Annotated in this window: 24 protein-coding genes; 8 read left to right on the top strand and 16 right to left on the bottom strand. The window is 62.4% G+C overall.

Features of this window, described 5'->3' with window-relative positions:
- Nucleotides 1-96 precede the first annotated feature (96 nt).
- The 4 genes from C8K18_RS07955 to C8K18_RS07940 all read right to left on the bottom strand — a co-directional run bounded on the left by C8K18_RS07955 (nucleotide 97) and on the right by C8K18_RS07940 (nucleotide 3,418).
- Nucleotides 97-786, bottom strand: a complete 690-nt coding sequence (locus C8K18_RS07955; protein WP_107707177.1) for a hypothetical protein — start codon at nucleotides 784-786, stop codon at nucleotides 97-99.
- Nucleotides 786-1,268 (bottom strand): glycoside hydrolase family 108 protein, encoded by a 483-nt coding sequence (locus C8K18_RS07950; protein ID WP_107707176.1) that lies wholly within the window; start codon nucleotides 1,266-1,268, stop codon nucleotides 786-788. Before C8K18_RS07950 ends, C8K18_RS07955 begins: the two co-directional genes overlap by 1 nt.
- A 51-nt stretch (nucleotides 1,269-1,319) precedes the next feature.
- The gene (locus tag C8K18_RS07945; RefSeq protein ID WP_107707175.1) at nucleotides 1,320-2,720 is read right to left on the bottom strand and encodes a tetratricopeptide repeat protein; all 1,401 of its coding nucleotides are present in this window, start codon (nucleotides 2,718-2,720) and stop codon (nucleotides 1,320-1,322) included.
- Between the two features lie 413 nt (nucleotides 2,721-3,133).
- Complete coding sequence (locus tag C8K18_RS07940; protein ID WP_053857709.1) at nucleotides 3,134-3,418, bottom strand: DUF3303 domain-containing protein; 285 nt, start codon at nucleotides 3,416-3,418, stop codon at nucleotides 3,134-3,136.
- Between the two features lie 343 nt (nucleotides 3,419-3,761).
- Between C8K18_RS07940 and C8K18_RS07935 the strand changes: the two genes are divergently transcribed.
- From C8K18_RS07935 to C8K18_RS07920, 4 genes are read left to right on the top strand one after another with little or no spacing between them, the layout of a single operon-like run.
- Complete coding sequence (locus tag C8K18_RS07935; protein ID WP_107707174.1) at nucleotides 3,762-4,964, top strand: efflux RND transporter periplasmic adaptor subunit; 1,203 nt, start codon at nucleotides 3,762-3,764, stop codon at nucleotides 4,962-4,964.
- 19 nt (nucleotides 4,965-4,983) lie between these two features.
- Nucleotides 4,984-5,688, top strand: coding sequence for an ABC transporter ATP-binding protein (locus C8K18_RS07930; protein WP_107707173.1), 705 nt, complete (start codon nucleotides 4,984-4,986; stop codon nucleotides 5,686-5,688).
- 21 nt (nucleotides 5,689-5,709) lie between these two features.
- Complete coding sequence (locus tag C8K18_RS07925; RefSeq protein WP_006048457.1) at nucleotides 5,710-6,864, top strand: ABC transporter permease; 1,155 nt, start codon at nucleotides 5,710-5,712, stop codon at nucleotides 6,862-6,864.
- Between the two features lie 6 nt (nucleotides 6,865-6,870).
- A complete protein-coding gene (locus C8K18_RS07920; protein WP_006048456.1) occupies nucleotides 6,871-8,037 on the top strand; it encodes an ABC transporter permease in 1,167 nt (388 codons plus the stop codon).
- A 187-nt stretch (nucleotides 8,038-8,224) separates the two neighbouring features.
- On the opposite strand, the gene C8K18_RS07915 is transcribed toward C8K18_RS07920, so the two are convergent.
- The 4 genes from C8K18_RS07915 to C8K18_RS07900 all read right to left on the bottom strand — a co-directional run bounded on the left by C8K18_RS07915 (nucleotide 8,225) and on the right by C8K18_RS07900 (nucleotide 10,859).
- On the bottom strand, nucleotides 8,225-8,488 hold the full coding sequence (locus C8K18_RS07915) for a hypothetical protein (protein WP_258196082.1): 264 nt from the start codon (nucleotides 8,486-8,488) through the stop codon (nucleotides 8,225-8,227).
- Entirely contained in the window at nucleotides 8,485-8,919 is a 435-nt protein-coding gene (locus C8K18_RS07910; RefSeq protein WP_107707356.1) for a hypothetical protein, read from the bottom strand. Before C8K18_RS07910 ends, C8K18_RS07915 begins: the two co-directional genes overlap by 4 nt.
- Before the next feature lie 255 nt (nucleotides 8,920-9,174).
- Entirely contained in the window at nucleotides 9,175-10,005 is an 831-nt protein-coding gene (locus tag C8K18_RS07905) for an MFS transporter (RefSeq protein WP_107707172.1), read from the bottom strand.
- Complete coding sequence (locus tag C8K18_RS07900) at nucleotides 10,002-10,859, bottom strand: class I SAM-dependent methyltransferase (protein WP_107707171.1); 858 nt, start codon at nucleotides 10,857-10,859, stop codon at nucleotides 10,002-10,004. Before C8K18_RS07900 ends, C8K18_RS07905 begins: the two co-directional genes overlap by 4 nt.
- Before the next feature lie 130 nt (nucleotides 10,860-10,989).
- Here C8K18_RS07900 and C8K18_RS07895 point away from each other — a divergent pair, with 130 nt between their 5' ends.
- Nucleotides 10,990-11,928 (top strand): LysR family transcriptional regulator, encoded by a 939-nt coding sequence (locus C8K18_RS07895; protein WP_029970053.1) that lies wholly within the window; start codon nucleotides 10,990-10,992, stop codon nucleotides 11,926-11,928.
- A 1-nt stretch (nucleotide 11,929) separates the two neighbouring features.
- On the opposite strand, the gene C8K18_RS07890 is transcribed toward C8K18_RS07895, so the two are convergent.
- Complete coding sequence (locus C8K18_RS07890) at nucleotides 11,930-12,691, bottom strand: Imm50 family immunity protein (protein WP_165919804.1); 762 nt, start codon at nucleotides 12,689-12,691, stop codon at nucleotides 11,930-11,932.
- An 88-nt stretch (nucleotides 12,692-12,779) separates the two neighbouring features.
- Nucleotides 12,780-13,391: a glutathione transferase GstA gene (gene gstA, locus C8K18_RS07885; protein WP_107707170.1), complete on the bottom strand. Its 612-nt coding sequence runs from the start codon at nucleotides 13,389-13,391 to the stop codon at nucleotides 12,780-12,782.
- Nucleotides 13,392-13,570: 179 nt separating this feature from the next.
- On the opposite strand from gstA, the gene C8K18_RS07880 reads away from it, so the two are divergent.
- Nucleotides 13,571-14,545, top strand: coding sequence for a transcriptional regulator GcvA (locus tag C8K18_RS07880; protein WP_258196081.1), 975 nt, complete (start codon nucleotides 13,571-13,573; stop codon nucleotides 14,543-14,545).
- On the opposite strand, the gene C8K18_RS07875 is transcribed toward C8K18_RS07880, so the two are convergent.
- The 4 genes from C8K18_RS07875 to C8K18_RS07860 all read right to left on the bottom strand — a co-directional run bounded on the left by C8K18_RS07875 (nucleotide 14,527) and on the right by C8K18_RS07860 (nucleotide 19,160).
- Nucleotides 14,527-15,252, bottom strand: a complete 726-nt coding sequence (locus C8K18_RS07875) for a hypothetical protein (RefSeq protein WP_107707168.1) — start codon at nucleotides 15,250-15,252, stop codon at nucleotides 14,527-14,529. The two genes, C8K18_RS07880 and C8K18_RS07875, sit on opposite strands and share 19 nt — an antisense overlap.
- A 152-nt stretch (nucleotides 15,253-15,404) precedes the next feature.
- Nucleotides 15,405-16,724: an MFS transporter gene (locus C8K18_RS07870; protein ID WP_006048452.1), complete on the bottom strand. Its 1,320-nt coding sequence runs from the start codon at nucleotides 16,722-16,724 to the stop codon at nucleotides 15,405-15,407.
- Between the two features lie 177 nt (nucleotides 16,725-16,901).
- A complete protein-coding gene (locus C8K18_RS07865) occupies nucleotides 16,902-17,660 on the bottom strand; it encodes an SDR family oxidoreductase (RefSeq protein ID WP_107707167.1) in 759 nt (252 codons plus the stop codon).
- 60 nt (nucleotides 17,661-17,720) lie between these two features.
- On the bottom strand, nucleotides 17,721-19,160 hold the full coding sequence (locus C8K18_RS07860) for an aldehyde dehydrogenase family protein (protein ID WP_107707355.1): 1,440 nt from the start codon (nucleotides 19,158-19,160) through the stop codon (nucleotides 17,721-17,723).
- Nucleotides 19,161-19,444: 284 nt separating this feature from the next.
- On the opposite strand from C8K18_RS07860, the gene ppa reads away from it, so the two are divergent.
- Nucleotides 19,445-19,972, top strand: a complete 528-nt coding sequence (ppa, locus tag C8K18_RS07855; protein ID WP_006048449.1) for an inorganic diphosphatase — start codon at nucleotides 19,445-19,447, stop codon at nucleotides 19,970-19,972.
- 286 nt (nucleotides 19,973-20,258) lie between these two features.
- Nucleotides 20,259-22,373 carry an FUSC family protein gene (locus tag C8K18_RS07850; protein WP_107707166.1) on the top strand — a complete coding sequence of 705 codons (2,115 nt, stop codon included), beginning with the start codon at nucleotides 20,259-20,261 and terminating at the stop codon, nucleotides 22,371-22,373.
- A 68-nt stretch (nucleotides 22,374-22,441) separates the two neighbouring features.
- Here C8K18_RS07850 and C8K18_RS07845 read toward each other — a convergent pair whose 3' ends face one another.
- Both C8K18_RS07845 and C8K18_RS07840 read right to left on the bottom strand, forming a co-directional pair.
- Nucleotides 22,442-22,759, bottom strand: a complete 318-nt coding sequence (locus tag C8K18_RS07845) for a GIY-YIG nuclease family protein (protein WP_029970043.1) — start codon at nucleotides 22,757-22,759, stop codon at nucleotides 22,442-22,444.
- 7 nt (nucleotides 22,760-22,766) lie between these two features.
- Entirely contained in the window at nucleotides 22,767-23,936 is a 1,170-nt protein-coding gene (locus C8K18_RS07840) for a GNAT family N-acetyltransferase (RefSeq protein WP_107707165.1), read from the bottom strand.
- Nucleotides 23,937-24,055 lie beyond the last annotated feature (119 nt).

The raw sequence follows: 24,055 nt of genomic DNA, 5'->3' as shown, positions 1-24,055 counted from the left end.
ATTCGCACATCGCGATAACCGCGAATATCAACTCCCGTCTCACCGCACGCGCCAGCGCAACTCCTAACCGCACACACCAACCATCGCACCTTCGCCTCACGCTCCACCAGTAAAAACCGGCCCCTGTCCCCCCGGCACAAACGCCGGAAACATCTCGACATGCCGCGCACTCCCCCCAGCATGCGGATGAGGCGCCGCCGCCGGTTCCCTCAACATAACAGCACTATCCGCGGTGATTGGCACACTCGGCTTCGCGAGCAGTTCGGTCTTTCTCATCGAACCCGCCGACGTACCGAAGTAATAGCCGATGATGCTGATCCACGCCGTGCCGAGCGCGCCGATCACCACGTTCACCAGATCGCGGTTTTCGTGAGGCAATTCCCTCAAGGCCATCAGCAGCAGGATGCCGAAGAAGCCGCCGGTCACCACCATCGCGAGCGCCTTGGGCACCCAATCCTTGTTGGCAATGCCCATCGCGCGCGCGTCGGCCCGATCGCCGGCCTGGATGCGTGCCATGTCGGTCTCATGCGCAAGATGAGCCTGCGCCGCAGTCACCATCAACTGCTGCAACTGCACCGCGTTGGCGCGCTCGGCCTGTCTGAGCTTGTCGAGTGCCGTCGGGTCGTTTAGCGCGGTTTCGATCGCGTGCGGATCGTTGGGTATGCCAAGCGTATGCGAGATGATGGCGGCGGCGGCAGTCACGCCCAACCCTCTCGGGCCGCCTATCAGGCCCGCAAGCAAAGGGGCCGTGCTGCCGATGCTCGACGCTACTTCTGACCAGTCCATCATGCTGCTCCAAGGAGAAGGTTGGTTGCCATACGGTCCGTCCATCCGCGGCTGAAAGTGGGCCACGTATGCAGGTTTCGCAGATACCGCAGCCGATACGCCACGAATCGCAGGACAAACCTCATCGGGTCCGCGCTCTTGACGGCGTCCAGCGTGTCCGGGCCGAACTTGCCGTCTTCCTGAGCGCCGGACGCCTTCTGCATCAACAACACGACGAGACCGCCGTTATAGTTCGCATCGAATATCTGGAAGGCGACCCGTGGATCGAGTTCATCCAGATGCAGCGGGTCCCAGTATTTTTCCTTGGCGATCTGCCTGGCGGTTTCAAGCGGCAGGTCCTTCATCGCGCCGGCATAACCGGAGCTACGCGCCACGCGTGCCGTCACGCCCCACATCGTTTCGCCGCCCGGGTCCGCGGGATGGAAGGAATATCCTCCTTCGCTTCCGATCAGAGCCCTGAACGCATCGTCGAAGCTGTTCATCTACTGTCTCCGTGCCTGCTACGTGATATTGCTGAAGAGGATGCCTTTGCACTAAGCCGTCAGCATCGCGATCGGGTTTTGCGTTGCCTCGAGCTGACGTCTTGCGGGCTGATTTAAACGTGGGCGGCTCGTCGCATCCGGAGCCGGCGTGTCGGAACGCGTGATCGCCTGATACTCCTTGCTAAGCCGCGCGATACGGTCTTCGTGCGGCGAGAGCACATCCTTGTCGAGTTTCGATGCCTGCGCATACCGGCGCGCCGCTTCGCTCATCTCGCCACTTAGCTCGAGCGCACGGCCCCATCCCGCATACGACGGCGCGAGATCCGGCCGAAGCGATACGGCCTGAGAGAACTTCGCAATCGCATCGTTGTGACGCCCGACCGCGATAAGCGCCTCACCCCAGTCGTGCAATGTGTTGACCGAGTCCGGCTGCATACGATCGGCTTCCCTGAAAGCCTTCAGTGCTTCCGGATAACGATGCGCGTGCAACATGACGTCGCCCAAGAGACGCAAGTTCTCGGCGGTGCGCGATGATTTCTTTGCGCCGGCCTGGAGTTGTTCCAGCGCGTCGTCGATTCGGTGCTGCTGCTCGAGCGCAATCCCAAGACTGGCCCGCAGAATCGCCGAGCCTTCATAGCGGCGCAGCGCCTCGCGGCTCTGCGCTTCGGCGTCTTTCGCGAGGCCCTGGCTCACGAGCAGCCACGCCTTGCCGGCCTCCGCCCATTCGCTCTGCTTCGAAGCGGGCAGCCCAAGCACTTCATCGTAGATGCCGACGATCTCGCTGTAATTGCATTGCGCAAGCGAGCATTTCGTTTTCTGCACTTCGGTGAACAGATGGCTGGCCAGTATGTTCGGCTCGGCAAGCCGCATCGCCTGAGTGGCAATATCGCGCACAAACCTGTCGATGTCGCGTCCCGCGAACGTCACCTCGGCCTGGCGCGACTGAAACACGCCGCCTTCGATCTGCACGTGAGCCATGTAGGAATCCGCGGCATCGCCGAGCTTTGTGATGCCGATATGAACGACCACATCCTTCCGGTCGACGACCTCTTTTAGAAAGCGCACGGTCGTCGCATAGGACAGGTCCTGACCGGGAATCTGGATGTCGGGCTGCGCTTCGCTCGCGGTCAGCGCGTCGTGGGGAATGGAACCGGCATCGCGCCCGATCACCCGCATCTCGGACATGATCTTTTCGGCGAGGAAACTGGATGTGTAGCCGCGTTCGGCGAGAGACGGCGGCGTGGCCACGGGCGGCACCAGCAGTTGTTGCCTGAGCACGCCTTGCACGACGAGATAGCAGAACGCGACAGTGAGACTTCCCAGCAGCCACGGAAGCACGTAAGGCAAATACGCTTTGGGCGCGCCGAAAATCAGCCTTAAGGCGCGCAGCCAGGAGAAGACGTGCAAGCCGTGGTGGGTTCCGCGACTGGCTTGTTGCTGAGCACTGGACATGACGCACCTCGTACGGCCCGATGTTGGTCAATAGACGACTCTTGACCGCGTCGTTTATGCATCGACCGTGCCATGGAACGGTGTGCCTTTATCGGCGGCTGCGTGGGGTTGTATGCCAGTGCGGAGAGCGGGAAAGTGTCGTTCGGTAGCCGACGGTTAGCGGTGGAAGTTTGGTTGGGGGAGACATTGCACAGGGTGACTGGTCACTGTCGATGCGTGCTGGATGAGCAGCGGCTTTGCGTGACTGGGTCAAGTCGGCCCAAATCAGCGCCTTGCACCCCTCGCTGCAGGGGCTAAGCAATTCTACGGCCGAGTGGAGTGGAGGGCACGACGATCGGCAGCGCCCGACCCTAGCCTGGAACACAAAAACAGAAGCGCATCGGTATTCTGATTAACGCCCCTGTCTGCCGGCCTTACCTCCCCGCCTGAAACGCCGCCAACGCCTTCCCGAGTTCCTCGTCGGTGACAGCGGGCGAAATGGTGAACGTAAAGATATCGCCAAACTGCAGCACCCACGCCGCCAGGGGGGCCGTGCTGTCGGCCTCGACGATCGCGCACCCGCTCAACTCGCCGATTGCGTGCCAACGGCCGAGCATCGTGATGCCATCGGGCGGCAGCGCGCCTCCCGTCTTCATGAAACGTTCGATCGCCGATTGCTGTGCCGTCGGTAGCCCCTTCCACTGCACAATGAATTTCATTGCGGACCTCCACTTGACTCGCGACGATGCCGGCCAGTGGCAAGCCGTCATCGCAGCAGGCGCCGCAGGATGCGGCGCGTGAGAGCCTGCATCGGGCGCAGATTCTTCCGACGTTATCCGCGAGGCAATGCCGCCACTTCGGCCTTCTAAAGAATGATAGGCAGCGGCCATCCGAAGGGGAAATGCGGCGCGTAGTCTTTCTCCGCCGCGCAGCGCATCGTCGTTTTGAGCCGCCGTCCCCCACCCGCAGGCTTCCACGCCAGACGCAGCGCTATACTGACTCCCCGTCCATAGCGCGAGTAGCCGGGGCAGCACGAGCGCTGCCCGGCGAACCGATAAAAAATTGGCTGAACACGATCTCAAACGACTCAAAATCGACCGCGCGCCGGTGACTGCGCGCCGTCGGCGCAACTGGACCGGCTACGGGGTGGCCGCGCTTATCGTCGTGGGCGCGCTCGTCGTGGGCTTGCGCTTCGCCAGCCCGCGCACCGTGCAAACCACGTCGGTCGTCTCCGCTTATCCGTCGCAGAGCTACACCTTGCTGAACGCGACGGGCTACGTCGTGCCGCAACGCAAGGCGGCCCTGGCGTCGAAGGCACAAGGGCGGCTCGAATGGCTCGGGGTGCTCGAAGGCACGCATGTGAAAAAGGACGAAGTCATCGCCAGGCTGGAAAGTGCGGACGTCGAGGCGTCGCTGGCGCAGGCGAGGGCGCAGGTGAAGGTCGCGCAAGCGAACCTCGCGCTGCAGGTCGCCGAACTGAAAAACGCTGAACTCAACCTGCGCCGCTCTAAGATTCTGGTGCCGAGCGGCGCGATGCCCGCGACGCAGTACGACGCCGATCTCGCGCGCTACGACAAGGCGCAGGCGTCTATCGACAACAGCCGCGCGGCCATCGTGTCGGCGCAGGCGAACGCGCAGGCCGCACAGGTTGCTGTCGATCAGACGGTGATTCGCGCGCCGTTCAACGGCGTGGTGATCGAGAAGCATGCGAACGTCGGCGACAACATCACGCCGTTTTCTCAGGCGTCCGACAGCAAAGGGGCCGTCGTCACCATCGCCGACATGGACACGCTCGAAGTCGAGGCGGATGTCGCGGAATCGAACATCGCGAAGATCGCCGTCGACGCGCCTTGCGAGATCCAGCTCGACGCGCTCCCCGAACTGCGTCTCGCAGGCCGCGTATCGCGCATCGTGCCGACCGTCGACCGCTCGAAGGCGACGGTGCTCGTCAAGGTGCGCTTCGTCGATCGCGACCCACGCGTGCTGCCGGACATGAGCGCAAAGATCGCTTTCCTGTCAAAGCCGGTGCCGCCGCAGGACCGGCGGCCCGTCGTCGCCGCGCAGCCGGCTGCCGTCGTTCAGCGCGACGGACGCAGCATCGTCTTCGTCATCAAGGACGAGACCGTGCATCAGGTGCCCGTCACGACGGGCGCGAAACTCGGCGATCTGATCGCGCTCGACGGCGTGCGTGCAGGAGACGTGCTGGTGCGTGCGCCCGACGCGCAGTTGACGGACGGCGCGAAAGTCAACGTGGCGAAGCCATAACATGAGCGGGCAGCCAGCTATGAACCGAGCGAATGGCGCTGCGCCGCTCGTCGAGATATCGCAACTCGTGAAGTCGTACCGGCGCGGCGTGCAGACGGTGCCGGTGCTGTCGAACATCACGCTTTCGATCGAAGAAGGCGACTTCATCGCATTGATGGGGCCGTCGGGCTCAGGCAAGAGCACGCTGCTCAACCTGATTGCGGGCATCGACCGGCCCGATGGCGGCGTGCTGCGCGTGGGCGGGCTCGATATCACGCAACTGTCGGAAGCGGCGCTGGCCGACTGGCGCGCGGCCAACGTCGGCTTTATCTTCCAGTTCTACAACCTGATGCCGGTGCTGACGGCGTTCGAGAACATCGAGTTGCCGCTGATGCTCACGAGACTCACGCGCAAGGAGCGGCGCGAGCGCGTCGAGCTGGTGCTCGAGATGGTCAATCTCGCGAACCGCGCGCATCACTATCCGTCGGAGCTGTCGGGCGGACAGCAGCAGCGCGTCGCGATTGCCCGCGCAGTCATCACCGATCCGACGCTGATCGTCGCCGACGAACCAACCGGCGACCTCGATCGCACATCGGCGGAAGAAGTCCTCGCGATGCTGCAACGTCTGAACCGCGAACTGGGCAAGACCATCATCATGGTCACGCACGACGCGCATGCCGCAGGCGCCGCGAATGCGCTCGTGCATCTGGACAAAGGGGAGCTGACCGATGGCGACACACGCTGATCGGCGCGACGGCAGCCTGTCATGCACGCGCTGAAGCTGATTACGCGCAACGCGCTGCGCCACAAGCTGCGCACTGCGTTGACGGTGCTCGGGCTCACCATCGCGGTGCTCGCATACGGGCTCCTCAATACGGTAGTCGATGCGTGGTATGCGGGCGCCGCGGCCGCATCGAACGCGCGCCTCGTCACGCGCAATGCCATTTCGCTGACGTTCTCGCTGCCGCTCAGCTACGAGAACCGCATTCGCGGCGTGGAAGGCGTGACGCTGGTTGCGCGCTCGAGCTGGTTCGGCGGCGTGTATCGCGAGCCGAAGAACTTCTTCGCGCAGTTCGCCGTGTCGGACAACTATCTGGACCTCTATCCCGAGTTGATCGTGCCCGCTCAACAGCGCAGCGATTACGTACGCGACCGCAAGGGCTGTCTCGTCGGCCGGCAACTCGCGACGCAGTTCGGCTTCAAGGTCGGCGACGTCATCCCGATCAAAGGCACGATCTATCCGGGCACCTGGGAGTTTGTCGTGCGCGGCATCATGGATGGCCGCGACGAATCGACGATCACGCGGCAACTCATTTTTCATTGGGACTATCTGAACGAATCGGTGCGCAAAATGCCGGGGCGGCGCGCGGATCAGGTCGGTGTCTACGTGCTGGGCATTGCTGTTCCCGAGGAGGCCGCCGCGATCTCGCGCAACGTCGACGACGTGTTCAAAAACTCCCTCGCAGAAACGCTGACCGAAACGGAGCAGGCGTTCCAGCTCGGCTTCGTCGCGATGTCGAATCAGATCATCGCGGCGATCCGCGTCGTGTCGTATGTGGTGATCGTCATCATCATGGCCGTGATGGCGAATGCGATGGCGATGAGCGCTCGCGAGCGCACCGTCGAATACGCGACGCTGAAGGCGCTCGGTTTCGGACCGGGCTTTCTCGCGCTGCTGATGTTCGGCGAGTCGTTGACGCTGTGCATCGCGGGCGGCGGGCTCGGCATGCTGCTGACGCCGCCCGCCGCCAGTATCTTCCGGCAGGCGACGGGCGGTGTATTCCCCGTCTTCCACGTGTCACGTGACACCGTGCTGTTGCAGGCGGCGTGTGCGGGTGTCGTCGGCGTGGCGGCGGCGATCATTCCGGCGATCCAGGCGGCGCGCGTGCGGATCGTCGAAGGCCTGCGGGCGATCGGGTAGCGCATCGTGGCCATTCCGCTTTCATATATCGCTCGCAACCTGTGGACCCGCCGGCTGACGACGGCGCTCACGGCGGGCGGACTCGCGCTCGTCGTATTTGTGTTCTCGACGGTGCTGATGCTCGACGCGGGCCTGAAGAAAACGCTCGTCTCGACGGGCGAAGAGGACAACGTCGTCGTGATCCGCAAGGGCGCGGAGACGGAAGTGCAGAGCGCGATCGACCGCAATCAGGCCAACGTGATCGAGATGCATCCGGCCGTCGCGATCGGCGGCGACGGACGAAGGCTCGCGTCGAAAGAGTCGGTCGTGCTGATCTCGCTCGCGAAAATCGGCTCGGGCAAACCGTCGAACGTGGTGATACGCGGTGTGTCGCAGGCGGGCATCGGCTTGCGGCCGCAGGTGCGGCTCGCATCGGGGCGCTTCTTCACGCCGGGATCGTCGGAGATCGTGGTCGGCAGCAGCATTGCGAAGGGCTTCGCGCGCACGCAGCCCGGCGAGCACTTGCGTTTCGCGCAGCGCGAGTGGACCGTGGTCGGCACCTTCGACGCAGGCGGCAGCGGCTTCGATTCGGAGATCTGGGGCGATGCCGATCAGCTGATGCAGGCGTTTCGCCGGACGAGTTATTCGTCGATGGTCGTGCGGCTTTCAGAGAGCGATCAGTTCGAGCGCTTCAGGAGCGATATCGACGTCGACCCGCGCCTCGCCGACGACGCGAAACGCGAGCGAACTTTTTACAGCGACCAGTCGAAGGCGCTGTCGACGTTCCTCAACATACTCGGCTTCACGCTGTCGGCCATTTTTTCGATTGCCGCGATGATCGGCGCGATGATCACGATGTATGCGTCCGTGGCGAATCGCGTGGCGGAGATCGGCACGTTGCGCGCGCTCGGCTTCAAGCGCGCGAACGTGCTCGCGGCGTTCCTCATCGAAGCGATGCTACTGGGGCTCGTCGGCGGCCTCGCGGGGCTTGGCTGCGCAGCGTTCATGCAGTTCGCGTCGTTCTCGACAACCAACTTCCAGACCTTCGCGGACCTGTCGTTCCGCTTCATCCTGACGCCCGCGATTGTCGGGAAGACATTGGCGTTCTCGGTGACGATGGGGTTGGTCGGCGGCTTTTTGCCCGCGTTGCGCGCGTCCCGGATGAATGTTGTGGATGCGTTGCGGGCGAGGTGAGTGGATGGCGTGTGGGGAGTTGGAATTGCCGGTAGGTAGTGTTTGCGGGAGTGGTGGCGGCCAGGAGTACATCGCTCAACGTTGGAGTCTCTTTCCAACTCCGAGAACGGAGCAAACTTCGACCGGATGACTTGGCGGTGTTCTAGTCGTTCAACGTAGTAGAACTAGCGGCTCGCTAAGCTCACCCCTAAAGCGCTTCCACACACTTACCGCCGAAATGCACGGCAATCACGCCGATTACAAGCGCGACAACGGCGCGCAAAAACCACACCTTGAACGCAATCGCAACGTCAAAAACGTCGAACGCCTGGATCAGGCCGAAGAGTCCGAAGCAGATCGACGCGATGCCCAATGCGAGCAAGGAGACAGCGAGCGTTTGAAGCCGGGACCTGCGGGGAACGTCCGCCGTTGCCGCCGGCAATTCCTCGCGCGGCTTACCAATCGGCCTCACGTGCTCAGCTTCCGCATTTGCTGACCCGGGGCGGTCGGCGAGCGCAGCGCGTCGTCGGACGGCTCACCGACGGTGACGAACTGCACCATGAAGCACAGTACAAAGCAGAGAATCATGAAGCAGCGGCCCGTCGAGAAGAAGGCACTCTTTCCGGGGACGATGAAATTCACGGTAACTGTTCTGTTATCGGCGACGACGCCCTGCGCGATCGTGGCTCGCGAGGTGGGTCCCTGCAGTGCGGCTGGCGCCCCTTGCACGAAACGGGTACCGGTTAGTGCCCCGACGAACGCACAAACTATATGCAGCTGCATCAGCCATAGCGGCTGGGCATGCCCTGGGTTGACGAGCATGAGATTGACGTAGGCCACGATACCGGCACAGGCAGCGCTCAGTGCGAGGGCCAGTAGCCAGGATTTCAATCGCAAGTTCATGAATTTCCGCATCGATAAAAAACGTTCTTATTGGATTTCGGTAAAACGCGAATTTTCTTTAGCGATTCGTTGATTGGCGCCATGCTGATTCGGACCGAAAATGCCTCGGCAATGTCATGACTTGCAGAAAGACGAGTAACTGCGAGCCGCCTTACGCTGATGGCGCAGCAGCAAAAAGAACGCGGAAACATGTGTTCCGGTGGCATGTTGCCTCCTGTCAGATGTTGTCTCGCGCATTGAAGTCCATGATGCAAATCAGCGGGCGCGTCGCCGGATCAACTGACGCAGCGACAACGCGTGCAACAGGATCGAGCCCGGCACCACGAACGCAGGTGTCAGCACGTCGGGATAAGCGCCCGCGCCGATGCTCGGCATAGCCGGATGGATCAACTGCAACGGGCCGGGCGAGGTGAGCATCCCCAAAGTAATCGCGACGGCGAAGTCGGCGAGGCCGAAGAGGTTCCAGGCGATCGCAGCGTTCCGCCCTCGACTCGCACCGCTCGCCACGGCGATTGCCACCGGCACGGCGAACAGGCCGGTCAACACATCGCCAATTCCCGCCGGCAACGCGAAGACGCCTGGCAGCAGTCCATGCAGCCAGGCAGCGAGCGCCCAACTGCCGAATACGCGGTAAAGCTGAAGAGCGACGAGCCAACTGGCCGGCATCCCATCGAGCACGCGTCCCACCCGCTTCGACAACAGCAACAGCGGTGCGCCGATCATCACCGGCAGGAAGATCGCCAACGGCAACAACGGCAATGGTGAGACGCCTGCGCGGAAAGCGCCATTGATCGCCGCGCTCCAGACGACAGCGAACCAAAGCGTGTCTGGGATCATGACCGCGAGCCAGGTGGCACGGCGTTGGGCCGGCGTGAGGTCTGTGCTTTCGAGGCCGAGCCACAAACCTAGTGCAATCAGCGCATGAGCACTCAACTGATGAACTGTGGTCGGAACGCCGCTGGTCGGGATGATCGGCTGCCAATAGATCAACGCGATCCATAGCGCGACCAACGGGACGAGCCAAAACAGGCTGCGCCACGCTGGACCCGGCGAGACGCTATCGACGGGAACGCGGACGACGGTCATTGACCATTCTCCAGGTGATGCGCAGTCTTCGCGGATGCCGCCTCGAACACCGCTGTCAGTATGCCGAGTCGGCCTTCCAGGATATTTCGCCCAAGGTTGGTCGTAAGCTGCGCGAAGTCCGGACCCATCACCACGCCGAGATTGGGCGAGGGCGGCGGCCCTGACGCACGCAGCTCTGCAAACCAGGCCTTTGCAGTGTCGGTGTCGTCTTGCCATGCCAGCGTGCGAAGACCTGCTTGCTCGATCGCCTCGCGCGTTGCATCGGCGGTCAGGAGAAAACTTGTTGCCGGCGTTCGTGCCCAAGGCACGGGGTAGTGTGGTTCGCCGCCGTTTGCAACGACGACGTCGAACGTCGCAAACCTGCCGCCTGGCTTCAGCACGCGTTCGATCTCCCGGTAAAGCCGTGCGCGATCGGTGATGTTCATCGCCACGTGCTGCAGGAATACGGCGTCGAATTGGGCGTCTTCGAAGGGAAGTTCCAGCGCGCTCGCCGTATGGAACGACACCTGTTCGCTTTGCCCCGTTCGCTGCGTGAGATAACGTGCGGCATCCACGAACGGCTCGCTGAGGTCGATGCCTGTCACGCGGCAACCATACGTAGCGGCCAGAAAACGGGCCGGCCCGCCGACGCCCGAACCGACGTCCAGCACCGACATATCCGCGGTGATTCGGGCCAATCCGGCAAGCTCGGCGGTGGCGGCAAGACCGCGTGTGTGAAACTGGTCGAGGGCGGCCAATTGCTGCGGTGTTAGCGGCTGATCCTCCGGTCCAAAGGCACTGAGGGCGACCCTCAGCCGCCCGGTCAGGCCGGTCGCGCGATAGTAACCGCGCACGTCATCCAGTGCATCGTTCATTGCAGGTTTCTCCACGGTCCTGGCGGGTTGTCGAAGGCTTGCGAGCCGGCGTTGGCGCGACTGCTCGTCGACAGACATAGGTGTACCATCGTCACTCGCGAGCGACTATTCCTCACAATGTTGACGGGCTATGAAGCAGATCTTCACAGTCAGGCAGGGCGCGCTGGATGGCGTGGAGGCGTTTCTGAGCGTTGCCCGGCATCGCAGTTTTCGCCGGGCAGCCGCGGAACTCGGCGTGACGCCGTCGGCCATCAGCCAGGCGGTGCGTGTACTGGAAGAACGCATTGGCGCAGCGCTCTTCATGCGGACTACGCGCAGCGTCGGACTGACTGAAGCCGGCGAACAATTTCTTGCGCGCGCGAAGCCCGCCTTCGAGGAGCTTGTCGCCGCCAGCGAGGTTGCGCGTGGCCTCGGGCAGCGGCCCACCGGATTGCTGCGTCTTTCAGTGCCGCGCGCGGTGGTGCCGATCCTCCTCGAACCCTTGATCGCAACTTTCTGCGAGGCTTATCCCGAGATCGAAGTGGAGATCGCCGCAAGCAACGAGCTGATCGACCTTGCAAGCGAAGGGTTCGACGCCGGCATACGGCTCGGTCAGTTCGTCGACGCCGACATGGTCGCGGTGCCGTTGACGCCGCCGTTTCGTTTTGTTGTCGTCGGCAGCCCTGCATACTTCGCGGCGCGCAGCCGGCCCGAGCACACGGACGATCTGCGTCAGCACGCGTGCTTGCGATGGCGCAGGTCCGGCGGCGCGCTGGCGCCGTGGTCATTCAACGACGACGGCAACGCGATCGAGATCGCCGTAAGCGGCCCTTTCATCGCCCATGATTTCCCCACGATGCTCGGCGCGGCCGTCGAAGGCATAGGCCTTGCCCAACTGCCTGAGCCGATGGTCGCTGAAGGACTGCGAACCGGGAAACTGGTAGCTGTGCTGGAGCGGTTCGCACCGATGATGCCGGGCGTGTTTCTCTACTATCCGAGCCGCCGGCAGATCATGCCGAAGCTGCGCGCGTTCATCGATCATGTGAAGAGCCGTGCGGCGGGTAGCAGGAAAGTCCCGGGGACGAGATGACTTACGGCTCGATACGTGTCACGGTTGCAGCACGGCAGTAAAGCAGAATGTCCAAACCTGTCGACGGATTCAGGTCGACCTGGATGCGACCATCGTCGCAGTGAGAAAACCGCAAATCATAAATCCACGACGGATCAGACACGTTTTCAGTTGTGAACCCGCTTCCCTCTACTTCCTCAAGAAAGAATGTAATCCTGCAAGGCGCATGATGCCCGTTCCATGCCGGATTGTCCTGTCCACTATGACGGATTACGAGCTCCATATCGGTATGCCATGCTCCGTTCGCATTCACCCGGCGCAGGGTTACTTCAAGTACCTCGGCATCGTGAAAGTTGGGCCAATAACCAAAGATACTTCGTATCAACCAGGCATGCTTGACCGCACTCTCGTCCGTTTCCTTGCGGTTCTTGTATCGGTCCGATTCCCACGACTCCGGCAAACCCTCGACTATCAGCTCCAGCTTGTTTACGAGGTATCGTTCCGCCTCTTCGAGCGATCCCCGGAAGTCAAGCGTAGTCGCGCCGCTTGCGAGGCGACCATTGCCCTTCTCCTGTACGATTTCAAAGCCATAGATGAAGGTACCGTCGTCGCGCTGAATGAGGTGATAACCAATGTCATAAGGCAAGCGCCTTTCATTCTGCCGAACGCATCTAAACGTCTTGGCGTAGTTTGACTGAAGCTGCATTTTTATCTCTCTCTCGGTACTACTGGTCATCAATCCTTCTATGCCGCGCTTGGGATCGGACGCTGTATCCGCGCTCATATAGGAAATCGCCGACGTTCTAACAGGCATCATCGTAGAGCGCAAGCTATTTGCAGATCGATCGCGATACTGTCGCTCTCGCGTAGCTTTAGACCGCGGGCGCGGCTTCCTCGGCTGCCAACGCGGCTCGAGTTGAACGGCGTGCGCCAATGCGGTCCTGAAAGCGTGCGAGTGCCGGCCAGCGCTTGATGTCTATCGAGAATATCGGCAGCCACGACAGCACCGTGTACAGATAGGCGTCGGCCACGCCGAACTCGTCGTGCAAGTAGTCTTTGCGCGAAAGCGTGGCGTCGAGATTGTCGAGGCGCTTATAGAACTTCTCTTTGACGATGTCCTTCACGCTCCCAGGAATCTCGCTGCTAAACAGCGGGGCGCAGCCAGCGTGAATTTCCGACGTGATGAAGTTCAGCGTTTCCTGGAGTCGCACACGTTCCCAGGTGCCGTTCGCCGGCGCGAGCATCTTCTCCGGTTTCAGGTCCGCCAGGTACTGAAGAATCGCCGGCCCTTCGGTGAGCACTTCGCCGTTGTCGAGTACGAGCGCGGCGACATAGCCCTTCGGGTTCACGTCGAGGAAACTGCGGCCCTCGGACGTCTGCTTCGTCTTGTTGTTGACGCGGACCAGTTCGAACGGCAGGCCGAGTTCGCGCAGAACGATATGCGGCGACAGAGAGCACGCATTGGCGGCGAAATAGAGTTTCATGAGTTAGGTCCTTCTGTTGCGGTCAGATCGAGCGCGAAGCATCGCAACAAGCTGGTCTCCTGGCAAACGACATCTCGCCTGCTACGATATGAGAAATTGTCATGACGGCAGCGAGATGCCGAATCGACCGCTTAACGAGCGTGGTCTGTCTACAGGTTTGCTATACACGGTGCAATGCAATGGCGGGGAAACTTCCCTCACTGAACGGCTTGAAAGTATTCGAATGTGCCGCGCGTCATATGAGCTTCACCAAGGCGGCCGCCGAACTGAATGTGACGCAGACGGCGGTTAGCCATCAGATACGGCGTCTCGAGGATGAACTGGGCATCCGCCTGTTTCATCGCTTCAAGGAGCGCCTGGAATTGACTGCGTCGGGGCAGGCCTATTTGCAGGGAGTGAGCCTCGCGTTTGAGCAGTTACGCTTCTCCACCGAGCAACTGCTCGAAGGCTCCAACAAGAGTACGCTCACCATTTCCACGCTTGCCACGTTCGCATCTAAATGGCTGCTGCCACGCTTGGGGTCATTTCGTCTTAAGCATCCCGATATCGACATTCGCCTGAGCGCTTCTACTGACTTGATCGATTTCGTGGCCGGTGGCGCGGACGCGGCAATTCGTTACGGCAGCGGCGAATGGAAAGGGCTGCGCGTTGACCGGCTGATGGACGACGAGATCTTCCCGGTATGCAGTCCAAAGCTGCTGACGGGCAGTCATCCACTCACGAGCGTCGACAATCTCGCTCATCACACGCTATTGCAGGTGAGCGGCGTGACAAGCAACGATTGGAGCATCTGGCTCGACGCGGCCAAGCTGCCAACCAATTTGCGCGGGGGCGCGCGGCTGACTTTCGATCTCGCGCTGATGGCCGTGCAAGCCGCGGTAGAGGGTCACGGCGTGTGCATCGGGCGGCGTGCTTACGTGGAGGACGACTTGCGCGCCGGCCGCCTTATCGCGCCGTTTGGCAAGTCGGTCATAACCGACCGCGCGTTTTATCTCGTCTCGCCGCATGATCTCGCCAACTGCGCGAAGGTGGTGGCGCTGCGCACGTGGCTCATGGGCGTGATTGGCGATTCGCGAAATGAGGCTACCGTTGGGCTCGCCGATTTCGATGACAACGTTGACGCGGTCGGTGACGATCACATTGCGCTGTCGTAGAACGTATGAAATTGAGTGATCGGCGCGCTGACAGCCAATGCTTGAAGCGGAAAGCAGGATGCGAGTTCTCTCACTGTCGTTGTCTTCGAAAGCCTGCGCAAAAATTCCTCAGTAAAGCCAACTTTCAATCCTCCGTTGCGGTCGAGAAATTGGCCCCATAAGGACATGTTACGAAAGCGCTTGTCCGCAACCGTAGCGCTTGCGATATACGCTTCCGGAAAGAGTCGCTGATAGGCCCGGAGGTTATGGAGCCACGAAGTCCCGAGTACGCTTTCGGCCTCTGGTTCGTATCTGCGTACGTGATCGAATAGCGCCTGAAGTTCGGAAAGCCGCATCGGCAGCCGATCAATGCTCAACGGCGAGACGGTCGCGGCATCGGTGTTCTGAAAGTGCAAGCGTATGGATTGGCTATCCGGTGTTGCATACGAAAAGCAGCCGAATGTCGCCACCAACGGCGTCTCTCTGCCTGCCTGCGCATGGGCGAGATAAAAGCTATATGTCCAGTCGCTCGCGTGCGTGGTTTGGCTTAATCCTTGTATATATCGGCGCCACGTCGGGTGGTCCTGATCGAACGCTCGGCCCAGCCCGAAGCGCACGGACAAGTTTGTATAGTCGAGAAGTGCTTGCTCCAACGGTATCGCTGCCAGCGCAGCGACCACGCGCGCAAAGCGAAGTTGCAGGTCGAAAAACTCTTTGCCGTATCTCATGTGCGCCCTCGAAAGCGTATAAACCAAGGTAAACGTACAGAGACCTATGGTTCGTCGGGGGCAATACCGTGAACTCGACGACATCGCGTTTTGTAACAGCATAAAGCCCCAGCGGCACATAACCGCCGAGGCTTGTCCCATCACTCAACCACTCACCGATTAACCATCCTCGCGGGCACACTAATCGCCAGCAGTCCCCCAAGAACCAGAAACGCCGCCAGCATATACATCCCCGAATCATTAGCCGCAGTCGCCTGCTTCAACCACCCCACCGCATACGGACTCAAAAACCCCGCAAGATTGCCAATCGAATTAATCATCGCAATCCCGGCCGCGGCACCCGTTCCCGCAAGAATCGCCGTCGGCAAACTCCAGAACAGCGGCAACGTAGTGAGAATGCCCATCGTCGCAAGCGTGAGAGAAGCCATCGCGAGCACGGTGTTGTGCGTGTACACCACCGAAAGCACCAGTCCAACGGCTCCCGCAAACGCCGGCAACGCAATATGCCAGCGACGCTCCCGCATGCGGTCCGCGCTGCGCGCAACCAGCACCATCGCCACCACCGCCGCCGCGAACGGAATCGCGGAGAGCAGGCCGATCGCGAACGCATCCGTCACGCCAGTCGCCTTAATGATCGTCGGCAGCCAGAAGCTCACGCCATACAAACCCATCACGAACGAAAAGTAAGTGAGGCTAAGCATCAGCACGCGGCCGCTCGTCAGCACCTGGCGAATCGGCATGTCGTGCTTGGTCGCTTCTTCCGCGGAAACGTGGCGCTGCAGCAGTTCCTTTTCTTCGTCGGTCAGCCACTTGGCCTTCGAAATACGATCATCGAGTGCGACGAAAACCAGAATGCCCACCAGCACCGACGGCAGCCCTTCGAGCAGAAACAGCCACTGCCAGCCGTGCCAACCGTTCACGCCATTGAACGTCTTCAGGATATAGCCCGACACCGGCCCGCCGATCACTCCCGAGAGCGCAATCGCCGTCATGAACCACGTCGTCATGCGTCCGCGCCGATGCGACGGATACCAGTAGGTGAGATACAGAATGATGCCGGGAAAGAAACCCGCTTCGGCAATACCGAGCAGAAAGCGCATCACGTAGAACATGGTCGGCGTGGTGACGAACATGGTCAGCATGGAGATCACGCCCCACGACACCATGATCCGCGCAATCCACACGCGCGCGCCCACCTTGTGCAAAATCACATTGCTTGGGATCTCGAAGAAAAAGTAGCCGACGAAGAAAATGCCTGCGCCAAAGCCATAAACCGCATCGCTCAGGCCGAGGTCGCTCGTCATTTGCAGCTTCGCGAAGCCGACGTTCACGCGGTCGAGATACGCGACCACGTAGCAGAGCATCAGGAGCGGCGCGAGCCGCCAGTTGACCTTGCGATAGGTCGCCTCTTCGAACGTGGAAGGCGGCGCACCCGCGCCGGGATGGTGGAGCGGATCTGCGGGACTAGCCATGGTGTCTCCTCTTTTCTTGTGGAATTGAAGTGCCGCGTCGATCGATTCTAGCCGTGCGGCGCGGCTCGCACGTCAATTAGATACCGGGGGAAAACACTGAGCCCGGCAAGCGCCGTACGTGAACGGCGCTTGCTCAGGGCAACGCCACCAACGCCAAACCCAACGCCAGAGCCACGACTACACGCAGCGCCCGCCATCCACTTCCAGACACACGCCGGTGATGAACTCCGCTTCGTCCGAAGCCAGATAGAGCGCGGCGTTCGCAATGTCCTGCGGCGTCGAAAAGCGTCCGAGCGGAATGCCCGCGAGAAAGCGCTTGCGGTTCTCAGGCGTATCTTCGACGCCCATGAATTCGGACAGCAAAGCCGTTTCGCCGATCACCGGATTCACGCAATTCACGCGGATGCGGTCCGGCCCGAGTTCCACCGCCAGCGACTTGCTCGCGATGATCACCGCGCCCTTGCTGCCGTTGTACCAGACGAGTCCAGGGCGCGGCCGCACGCCCGCCGTCGACGCGATATTGATGAAGCTGCCGCCGCCTTGCTCGCGGAAATACGGCACGAACTCCTGCACGCTCCAGTAGATGCTCTTGACGTTCACCGCGTACACGCGGTCGAACTCGGCTTCGGTCACTTCGAGCACCGGCTTGTTGCGATGCGTGGTGCCCGCATTGTTGACGACGATCTGCACGCTGCCGAAGTCTTCGAGCGCCGCCTCGCGCAGCTTTTGCCAGTCCTCGCGTTGCGCGACGTTGCCCGTCACTGCAATCGCCTTGCCGCCCGCCAGCGCAATTTCGCTCGCGACGCGCTCGGCGGCGGGGCCGTTGAGATCGTTGACGACGACGTTCGCGCCCTCGCGCGCGTAGGTCTTCGCGATGCCTTCGCCGAAACCCGAGCCGCCACCCGTGACGATGGCCGTTTTACCTGTCAACCGCATGATGTCTCCATTGTTTGTCGTAGATGTTGATGCGTAAGTCGGGGCATGCAGAGACACGAACTAGCCGTGCCGGATCGCAATCGTCTTCAGCACCGTAAAGCCATACAGCGCCTCGAATCCTTTCTCGCGTCCGTGGCCCGAATGCTTGACGCCGCCAAACGGCAATTCGACGCCGCCGCCCGCGCCATAGTTGTTGATGAACACCTGGCCCGAGCGCAGACGCCGCGCGAGACGCATCTGGCGCGCGCCGTCGCGTGTCCAGATGCCGGCCACCAGGCCGTATTGCGTGCCGTTGGCGAGCGCGAGCGCTTCGTCTTCGTCGCTGAAGGACATGGCGGCGAGCACGGGGCCGAATACTTCGTCGCGGGCAAGGCGGTGGCTCGCGGGCACGTCGCGCAACAACGTGGGCGCCTGATAGAAGCCGCTTTCCGGCGCCTCGGGAATCACTTCGCCGTGCGCGGCCATCGCGATGCCGTCATGCTGCGCGTCGGACAGAAAGTCCCACACGCGCTGCTGCTGTTTCGCGTTGATGAGCGGGCCGCAATCCAGATCCGCATGCGACGGACCGACGCGCAGCGCGTTGAACGCGCCGCTCAGCCGGTCGAGCAGCGGCTCGTAAATCCCGCGGTCGATCAGCACGCGGCTGCCCGCCGAACAGGTTTGCCCGGCGTTCTGCACGATCGCGGAAACGAGCACGGGCAGCGCGGCGTCGAGGTCCGCGTCGGCGAAAACGATTTGCGGGGACTTGCCGCCCAGCTCGAGCGTGACGGGCACGTGGTTCTCGGCGGCCATTTGCGTGACGAGCTTGCCGGTTTCGGGCGAGCCGGTGAACGAAATATGATCGATGCCCGGATGACGCGCGAGCGCCGCTCCCGCGTCGTGTCCATAACCGGTGACGACATTGAGCGCGCCTGCGGGCAGGCCCGCTTCGGCCGCCAGTTCGGCGACGCGCAGCACCGAAAGGCACGCGTCTTCGGCGGGCTTGACGACGCACGCATTGCCCGCCGCGAGCGCCGCGCCCACGCTGCGCCCGAAAATCTGCATCGGATAATTCCACGGCACGATGTGGCCGGTCACGCCGTGCGGCTCGCGGATCGTCATCACCGTGTAGCCGGCCTGGTAGGGCAGCGTCTCGCCATGCAGCTTGTCGGCCGCGCCCGCGTAGAACTCGAAGTAGCGCACGAGCGCAGCCGAATCGGCGCGCGCCTGCTTGAGCGGCTTGCCGGTATCGCGTGCTTCGAGCTGCGCCAGTTCTTCCTGATGCGCGGCGACGAGCATCGACAGCCGGTACAGCACGCGTCCGCGTTCGGCCGCGCTCGCCGCGCCCCATGCACCTTCGAACGCGCGGCGCGCGGCGTGCACGGCGGCGTCGATGTCCGCCGCTGTGCCGCGCGCGAGTTGCGTGAACGGCTGGCCGTCCGAGGGATCGAGCACGGCGATGGTCTCGCCGCCTGAAGCAGCGGCCCACTCGCCGCCGATGAAGTGTCGGGCTTCTTCCATGCAGACTCCTTGACATGTCCGCAACCGGCGCACGTTCCACAGAAGTTCGACGGAACGCTGAACGAACGCCGTTACGCGGTGTTCATAAACGAGAGGCACAATCGAGCGACGCCTGATGATTATCGCGCCGATCCGCCGACGGATGCCATCGGCCGATTGGCTATAATGGCGCATTCCGCACTGTCCGGCCGCAGCGCTCGCGTTCGGGGCGAGTTTCATCATGCATCGCCTCGGGCCACGCGCCGCATGCCGTGCTCCGAATTCCATCTGACCAGAGAGCGCTCATGAGCTTCAATAACGTCCCCGCAGGGAAAGACCTTCCGCAAGATTTCAACGTCATCATCGAAATCCCGGCGCAAAGCGACCCGGTGAAGTACGAAGCCGACAAGGACCTGGGCCTGCTCGTCGTCGACCGTTTCATCAGCACCGGCATGCGCTATCCGGCAAACTACGGCTTCATTCCGCAGACGCTGTCGGGCGACGGCGACCCGGTCGACGTGCTGGTGATCACGCCGTTTCCGCTGCTGGCAGGCTCGGTGGTTCGCGCCCGCGCGCTCGGCATGCTGCAAATGACCGACGAATCGGGCGTGGACGCGAAGCTGATTGCGGTGCCGCACGACAAGATCTGCCCGATGACCGCAAGCCTGAAGTCGATCGACGACGTGCCGGCCTACCTGAAGGACCAGATCAAGCACTTCTTCGAGCAATACAAGGCGCTGGAGAAGGGCAAGTGGGTGAAGGTCGAAGGCTGGGCCGACATGGAAGCCGCGCACAAGGAAATCAGCGAAGGCGTGGCGAACTACAAGAAGTAAATGGCTTTAGCGCGTCGATGAGATCGAATCATCGGCCCGCCAAGTAAGACGCCAGACGCCAGCCAGGTGCGCAAAACCGCGCGAGCCCGAACGGGCCGCGCGGTTTTTTATTGGCAATTGCACTCGCGGCGCGCTCGTATAGCCCAACTGCATCGCGCGGATGAACCGAAGCCATTTTTATATCCAGGTATAAACCCTTATGATTTGTGACCGCGGCGGATTGTCCCGACCGCGGCCCAATCTGCCATTGCCCAGCCACACGCCGCCTCAGGAGCCCACTGTCCGGATGACGAACCGCAAGTCCACTACGCCGCGTTCCTTGCCTCGCTGGTCGAACCGGCTGTATGCGATCGCCACGGCGATCTATCGCAAGCGGCCGGTGTGGATGGTGTCGTTCTCCGCCAGCGAGGCCAGTCTCTCCGAAGGCTTGCGCGCCGCGTGCGCATCGACGGCGATGCTCGCGCTCGGCAACTTGCTGCACGATCCGGTCTTCGCGTGGGCCGCGATCGGCGCATTCTGGACCTGTCTCGCCGATGCCGCCGGTTCAAACCGCGCCCGCTTTGCATCGATGATGGGCTTCGCGCTGCTCTCCACCGCATGCGGCGGGCTCACCGCTTTCGCGTCGGCGAGCGGCACGGTGGTTGCCGCGCTCGCAGTCCTCGTCTTCACGAGCCTTGGCGCGTTCGGCCGCATCTGGGGCGCGGCGACCTCGCAAGTGACGATTCTCGCCGCGACCGCCTGCGTCGTCATGGTCGACCGGCCGATGCACGACGTCCGCGAAGGGCTCGCGTTTCTCGGCGTCTATCTGATCGGCTGCCTGTTCGCGGTCGCGTTGAGCCTGACCGTGTGGCGCATTCAGCCGTTTGGCGCAAGCCGCGCTTCGTTGCGCACGGTGTATCTGCGGCTCGCGGATATTGCGTTCGACAGCGCCCGTCTGCTTGAACAGCGCAGCACGCCGCGCGAATGGGCGACGCATGCGGCGCAGTTTCGCGCCGATGCGCGCGCGGCGCTGGAGCGCTCGCGCAAGGCGCTGGCGCGCGTGCCGCCGACGCGAACCGCCGCGCGCGAGACCTACGACGCGCTGCTCGGCTTGCTGACGGAAGGCGAGGCGTTGTTCGCGTATCTGATCGCCGTCTCGGGCGCGTGCGAAAAAATGCCCGGCGACGAACACCACGCTCGCCACATCAGACGCGCGGCACGTTTGCTCACGGCGCTGGGCGAGACGCTGCGCAACATCGGCGCCGATGCGAACGAAGCGCGCTGGACGCATCTCGTGAAATTGCAGTTGCGCTTGCGCCGGCTCGCGCGGCGTCTTGAAACCGCGCTGATGGAGCCGGTCAAGCTGAAGTCCGACTTCGAACTCGTCGACTTCACGCCGGTACAGGCGCCGCCGCATTTCTTAGGGAGTGTCGCGATCACGTTGGCGCGGGTCTGGTCGACGCTGAAGGCAAACCTGTCGCTGGAGTCGGTCGGCTTGCGCCATGCGGCGCGCGTCGGCGTCACGACGACCGCGGGCTTTGTCGTGATCCGCGTGCTCGGCTTGCCGTTCGGCTATTGGGCGACCATGGCGACGCTGCTGATCTTGCAACCTTCGATTGCCGCGACCTGGCCGCGCAGCATCGAGCGCGCGGCGGGCAGCATTGTCGGCGGTGTGCTGGCGGCGGGCATCGGCTATGCGATTCATTCGCCGCTCGGCATTTCGCTCGCAGTCTTTCCGCTGGTGATGGCGACGATGGCCTTGCGCCCCGTCAGCTACAGCTTGTTCGTGTTGTTCCTCACGCCGACGTTCGTGCTCGTGGCCGACTTCGCGACGCCCGGCGCGAGCGAGATCGCGTATGCGCTCACGCGGCTCGGCAACAATGTGCTCGGCTGCGTGCTCGCGCTGTTCGCCACGTTCTATCTATGGCCGACGCGCGAGAAAACCGATTACCGCGCGTATCTCGGCGACGCCGTGCGCGCCAATCTGGCGTATCTGCTTGCCGCGCTCGAATCGCCGCGTCGCACGGAAAAGGATATGGAGCGCCTGCGCAGGGCGGCGGGCCTCGGCAGCAATAACGCCGAAGAGGCGATCGCACGGATTCGCCTCGAAAAGCTGGAGCACTCGATGGTCGACACGGTCACGCTGACGGTGCTGAGCGTGCTGCGCAAGATGGCGGGCACGGCGACGCAGTTGCGCTTGAGCGCGAACCGGCGTGAAGCTCACGATGTGCACGCCGAGCTTCGCGCGTGGGTGGAGGCGGTGAGCGCGGACATCGAGGCGTCGCTGAATCGCGCGATCGTGCCGCTGCGGCATGAGTTGCCGGCGCGCGAACGTTTGACATCGCTCGAAGCGGATGCAGTGGGCGAGCTTGCGTTGATGCAGCGCTTGCTGACGGAGCGGATGCGCGAAGCGCGGGGGTGATTGGGCGTTAATGAAGCGTGGCTGACGGTGGCACAGTCACCGCCAACTGATCAGCGAACGCACGCCGTTCACGCCGCGTCGCCTTCGACTTCATCATCATCCAGAGCCGGCTCAGGCTCCGGCATCACCGACTCGAGCGTCCGCCCACCCGCCGCCAGCGTCCGCTTCTGCGCGGGCGTCAAGCGCTTCACCCAATACTCGGCGCGCGACGCGCTCGAACGATCCGCCAGTTCGAACGATGCCAGCACGCGCACCGGCTTGCGCGAGCGCGTATAGCGCGCGCCGGCGCCGCTGACGTGCTTTTCGAAACGCGCGTCGACGTCGGTCGCAATGCCGGTGTAGACGCTGCCGTCCGAGCATTCGAGCAGATAGAGAAACCACGCCACGGACGCGTCAGCCTTTGAACGGATTGTGTTCGCGCAGCTCGTCCACATAAGCGTGGATGCTGTTCTTTTCGTTGTCGAGGAAGTGGCCGACCGCATCGGCGAAAGCGGGATGCGCGAGCCAGTGCGCCGAGCGCGTCACTGTGGGCAGGAAGCCGCGCGCCATTTTGTGTTCGCCTTGCGCGCCGCCTTCGAATGCCCCGAGCTTTTCTTCGATGCAGAACTCGAGCGGCTGATAGTACGCGGTCTCGAAGTGCAGACAGGGCACATGTTCGAGCGCGCCCCAGTAACGGCCGTACAGCGTGCCGCCGGTTTTCGCATCGCGCTGATACACGACGAGCGAACTCGCGATCGGCTTGCCTTCGTACTCGGCGATCACGAGCAGCAGATTCTCCGGCATCGACGCGCCGATCATGCGGAAAAAATCGAGGTTCAGATACGGCGTCGAAAAGTGCTCGCGATAAGTCTGCCGATAGCACTTGCTGAAGAAGCGCCAGTCCGCGTCCTGAATGTCTTCGCCGCGAATACGGCGCATCGTGATGCCGGCGTCGTGGACTTTGCGGCGTTCCGCGCGGATGTTCTTGCGCTTCTTCTGTTCGAGCGTCGAAAGGAAATCGTCGAAGTCGCGATAGCCGTCGTTCAGCCAATGAAACTGCACGCCTTCGCGCTGCATCATGCCCATCTCGGTGAGCGCGTTGGCTTCGGTTTCGGTCGGAAAGAGCACATGCAGCGACGACACGTCGGCCTGCTCGGCGAACGCCATCAACGTCGCGGCAAGGTGGCGCAACGCGTGCGAATCGGCGGCGAGCAGGCGGTTGCCTTGCACCGGCGTGAACGGCACGGCGCACAGCAGCTTCGGGTAGTAGGGCAAGCCGTTGCGCTTATAGGCGTCGGCCCAGGCCCAGTCGAACACGTACTCGCCGTATGAGTGGCCCTTCAGATAAACCGGCGCGGCCGCGGCGAGCTTGCCCGTGAGCGGGTCGGTCAGCGTGACGAATTGCGGCGCCCAGCCGGTGTCCGCGACTGCGCAACGGGTCGCGTGCAGCGCGCTCAGGAACTCATGCCGCAGAAACGGCGTGGGTTGCGTCTGCTGCGCGAGGAGGGTGTTCCATTCGGCGGCGTCAACCTCGGAGGGCGACGCCAGAATGCCCGTGCGATAATCAAAGCGTTCCTGATTCAATCTGTGTGACTGTCCCAATGAGCGACGCGGTGCGTCAAGCACGTACTGCGTCGTTCGTTTATCCGAGTTGTCCGTTCCGTCGAGCCCACAACAAGCCGCTTTATTTGCAAGCCCTCCGC

The organism is Paraburkholderia sp. GV068 (genome assembly GCF_003058125.1).
GTDB lineage: Bacteria > Pseudomonadota > Gammaproteobacteria > Burkholderiales > Burkholderiaceae > Paraburkholderia > Paraburkholderia graminis.
Note: the sequence above shows the minus strand (reverse complement) of the source record. Positions and strands in the feature narration are given on the sequence as shown.

Bases quoted from the DNA above. Each gene is read 5' to 3' on its own strand.
- C8K18_RS07950 (WP_107707176.1), bottom strand. From the start codon at position 1,268: ATGAACAGCTTCGACGATGCGTTCAGGGCTCTGATCGGAAGCGAAGGA.
- C8K18_RS07905 (WP_107707172.1), bottom strand. From the start codon at position 10,005: ATGACCGTCGTCCGCGTTCCCGTCGATAGCGTCTCGCCGGGTCCAGCG.
- C8K18_RS07850 (WP_107707166.1), top strand. From the start codon at position 20,259: ATGACGAACCGCAAGTCCACTACGCCGCGTTCCTTGCCTCGCTGGTCG.
- gstA (WP_107707170.1), bottom strand. From the start codon at position 13,391: ATGAAACTCTATTTCGCCGCCAATGCGTGCTCTCTGTCGCCGCATATC.
- C8K18_RS07860 (WP_107707355.1), bottom strand. From the start codon at position 19,160: ATGGAAGAAGCCCGACACTTCATCGGCGGCGAGTGGGCCGCTGCTTCA.
- C8K18_RS07880 (WP_258196081.1), top strand. From the start codon at position 13,571: ATGGCGGGGAAACTTCCCTCACTGAACGGCTTGAAAGTATTCGAATGT.
- C8K18_RS07930 (WP_107707173.1), top strand. From the start codon at position 4,984: ATGAACCGAGCGAATGGCGCTGCGCCGCTCGTCGAGATATCGCAACTC.
- C8K18_RS07940 (WP_053857709.1), bottom strand. From the start codon at position 3,418: ATGAAATTCATTGTGCAGTGGAAGGGGCTACCGACGGCACAGCAATCG.
- C8K18_RS07875 (WP_107707168.1), bottom strand. From the start codon at position 15,252: ATGAGATACGGCAAAGAGTTTTTCGACCTGCAACTTCGCTTTGCGCGC.
- C8K18_RS07925 (WP_006048457.1), top strand. From the start codon at position 5,710: ATGCACGCGCTGAAGCTGATTACGCGCAACGCGCTGCGCCACAAGCTG.
- C8K18_RS07900 (WP_107707171.1), bottom strand. From the start codon at position 10,859: ATGAACGATGCACTGGATGACGTGCGCGGTTACTATCGCGCGACCGGC.
- C8K18_RS07895 (WP_029970053.1), top strand. From the start codon at position 10,990: ATGAAGCAGATCTTCACAGTCAGGCAGGGCGCGCTGGATGGCGTGGAG.
- C8K18_RS07865 (WP_107707167.1), bottom strand. From the start codon at position 17,660: ATGCGGTTGACAGGTAAAACGGCCATCGTCACGGGTGGCGGCTCGGGT.
- C8K18_RS07910 (WP_107707356.1), bottom strand. From the start codon at position 8,919: ATGAACTTGCGATTGAAATCCTGGCTACTGGCCCTCGCACTGAGCGCT.
- C8K18_RS07945 (WP_107707175.1), bottom strand. From the start codon at position 2,720: ATGTCCAGTGCTCAGCAACAAGCCAGTCGCGGAACCCACCACGGCTTG.
- C8K18_RS07955 (WP_107707177.1), bottom strand. From the start codon at position 786: ATGGACTGGTCAGAAGTAGCGTCGAGCATCGGCAGCACGGCCCCTTTG.
- C8K18_RS07890 (WP_165919804.1), bottom strand. From the start codon at position 12,691: ATGAGCGCGGATACAGCGTCCGATCCCAAGCGCGGCATAGAAGGATTG.
- ppa (WP_006048449.1), top strand. From the start codon at position 19,445: ATGAGCTTCAATAACGTCCCCGCAGGGAAAGACCTTCCGCAAGATTTC.
- C8K18_RS07870 (WP_006048452.1), bottom strand. From the start codon at position 16,724: ATGGCTAGTCCCGCAGATCCGCTCCACCATCCCGGCGCGGGTGCGCCG.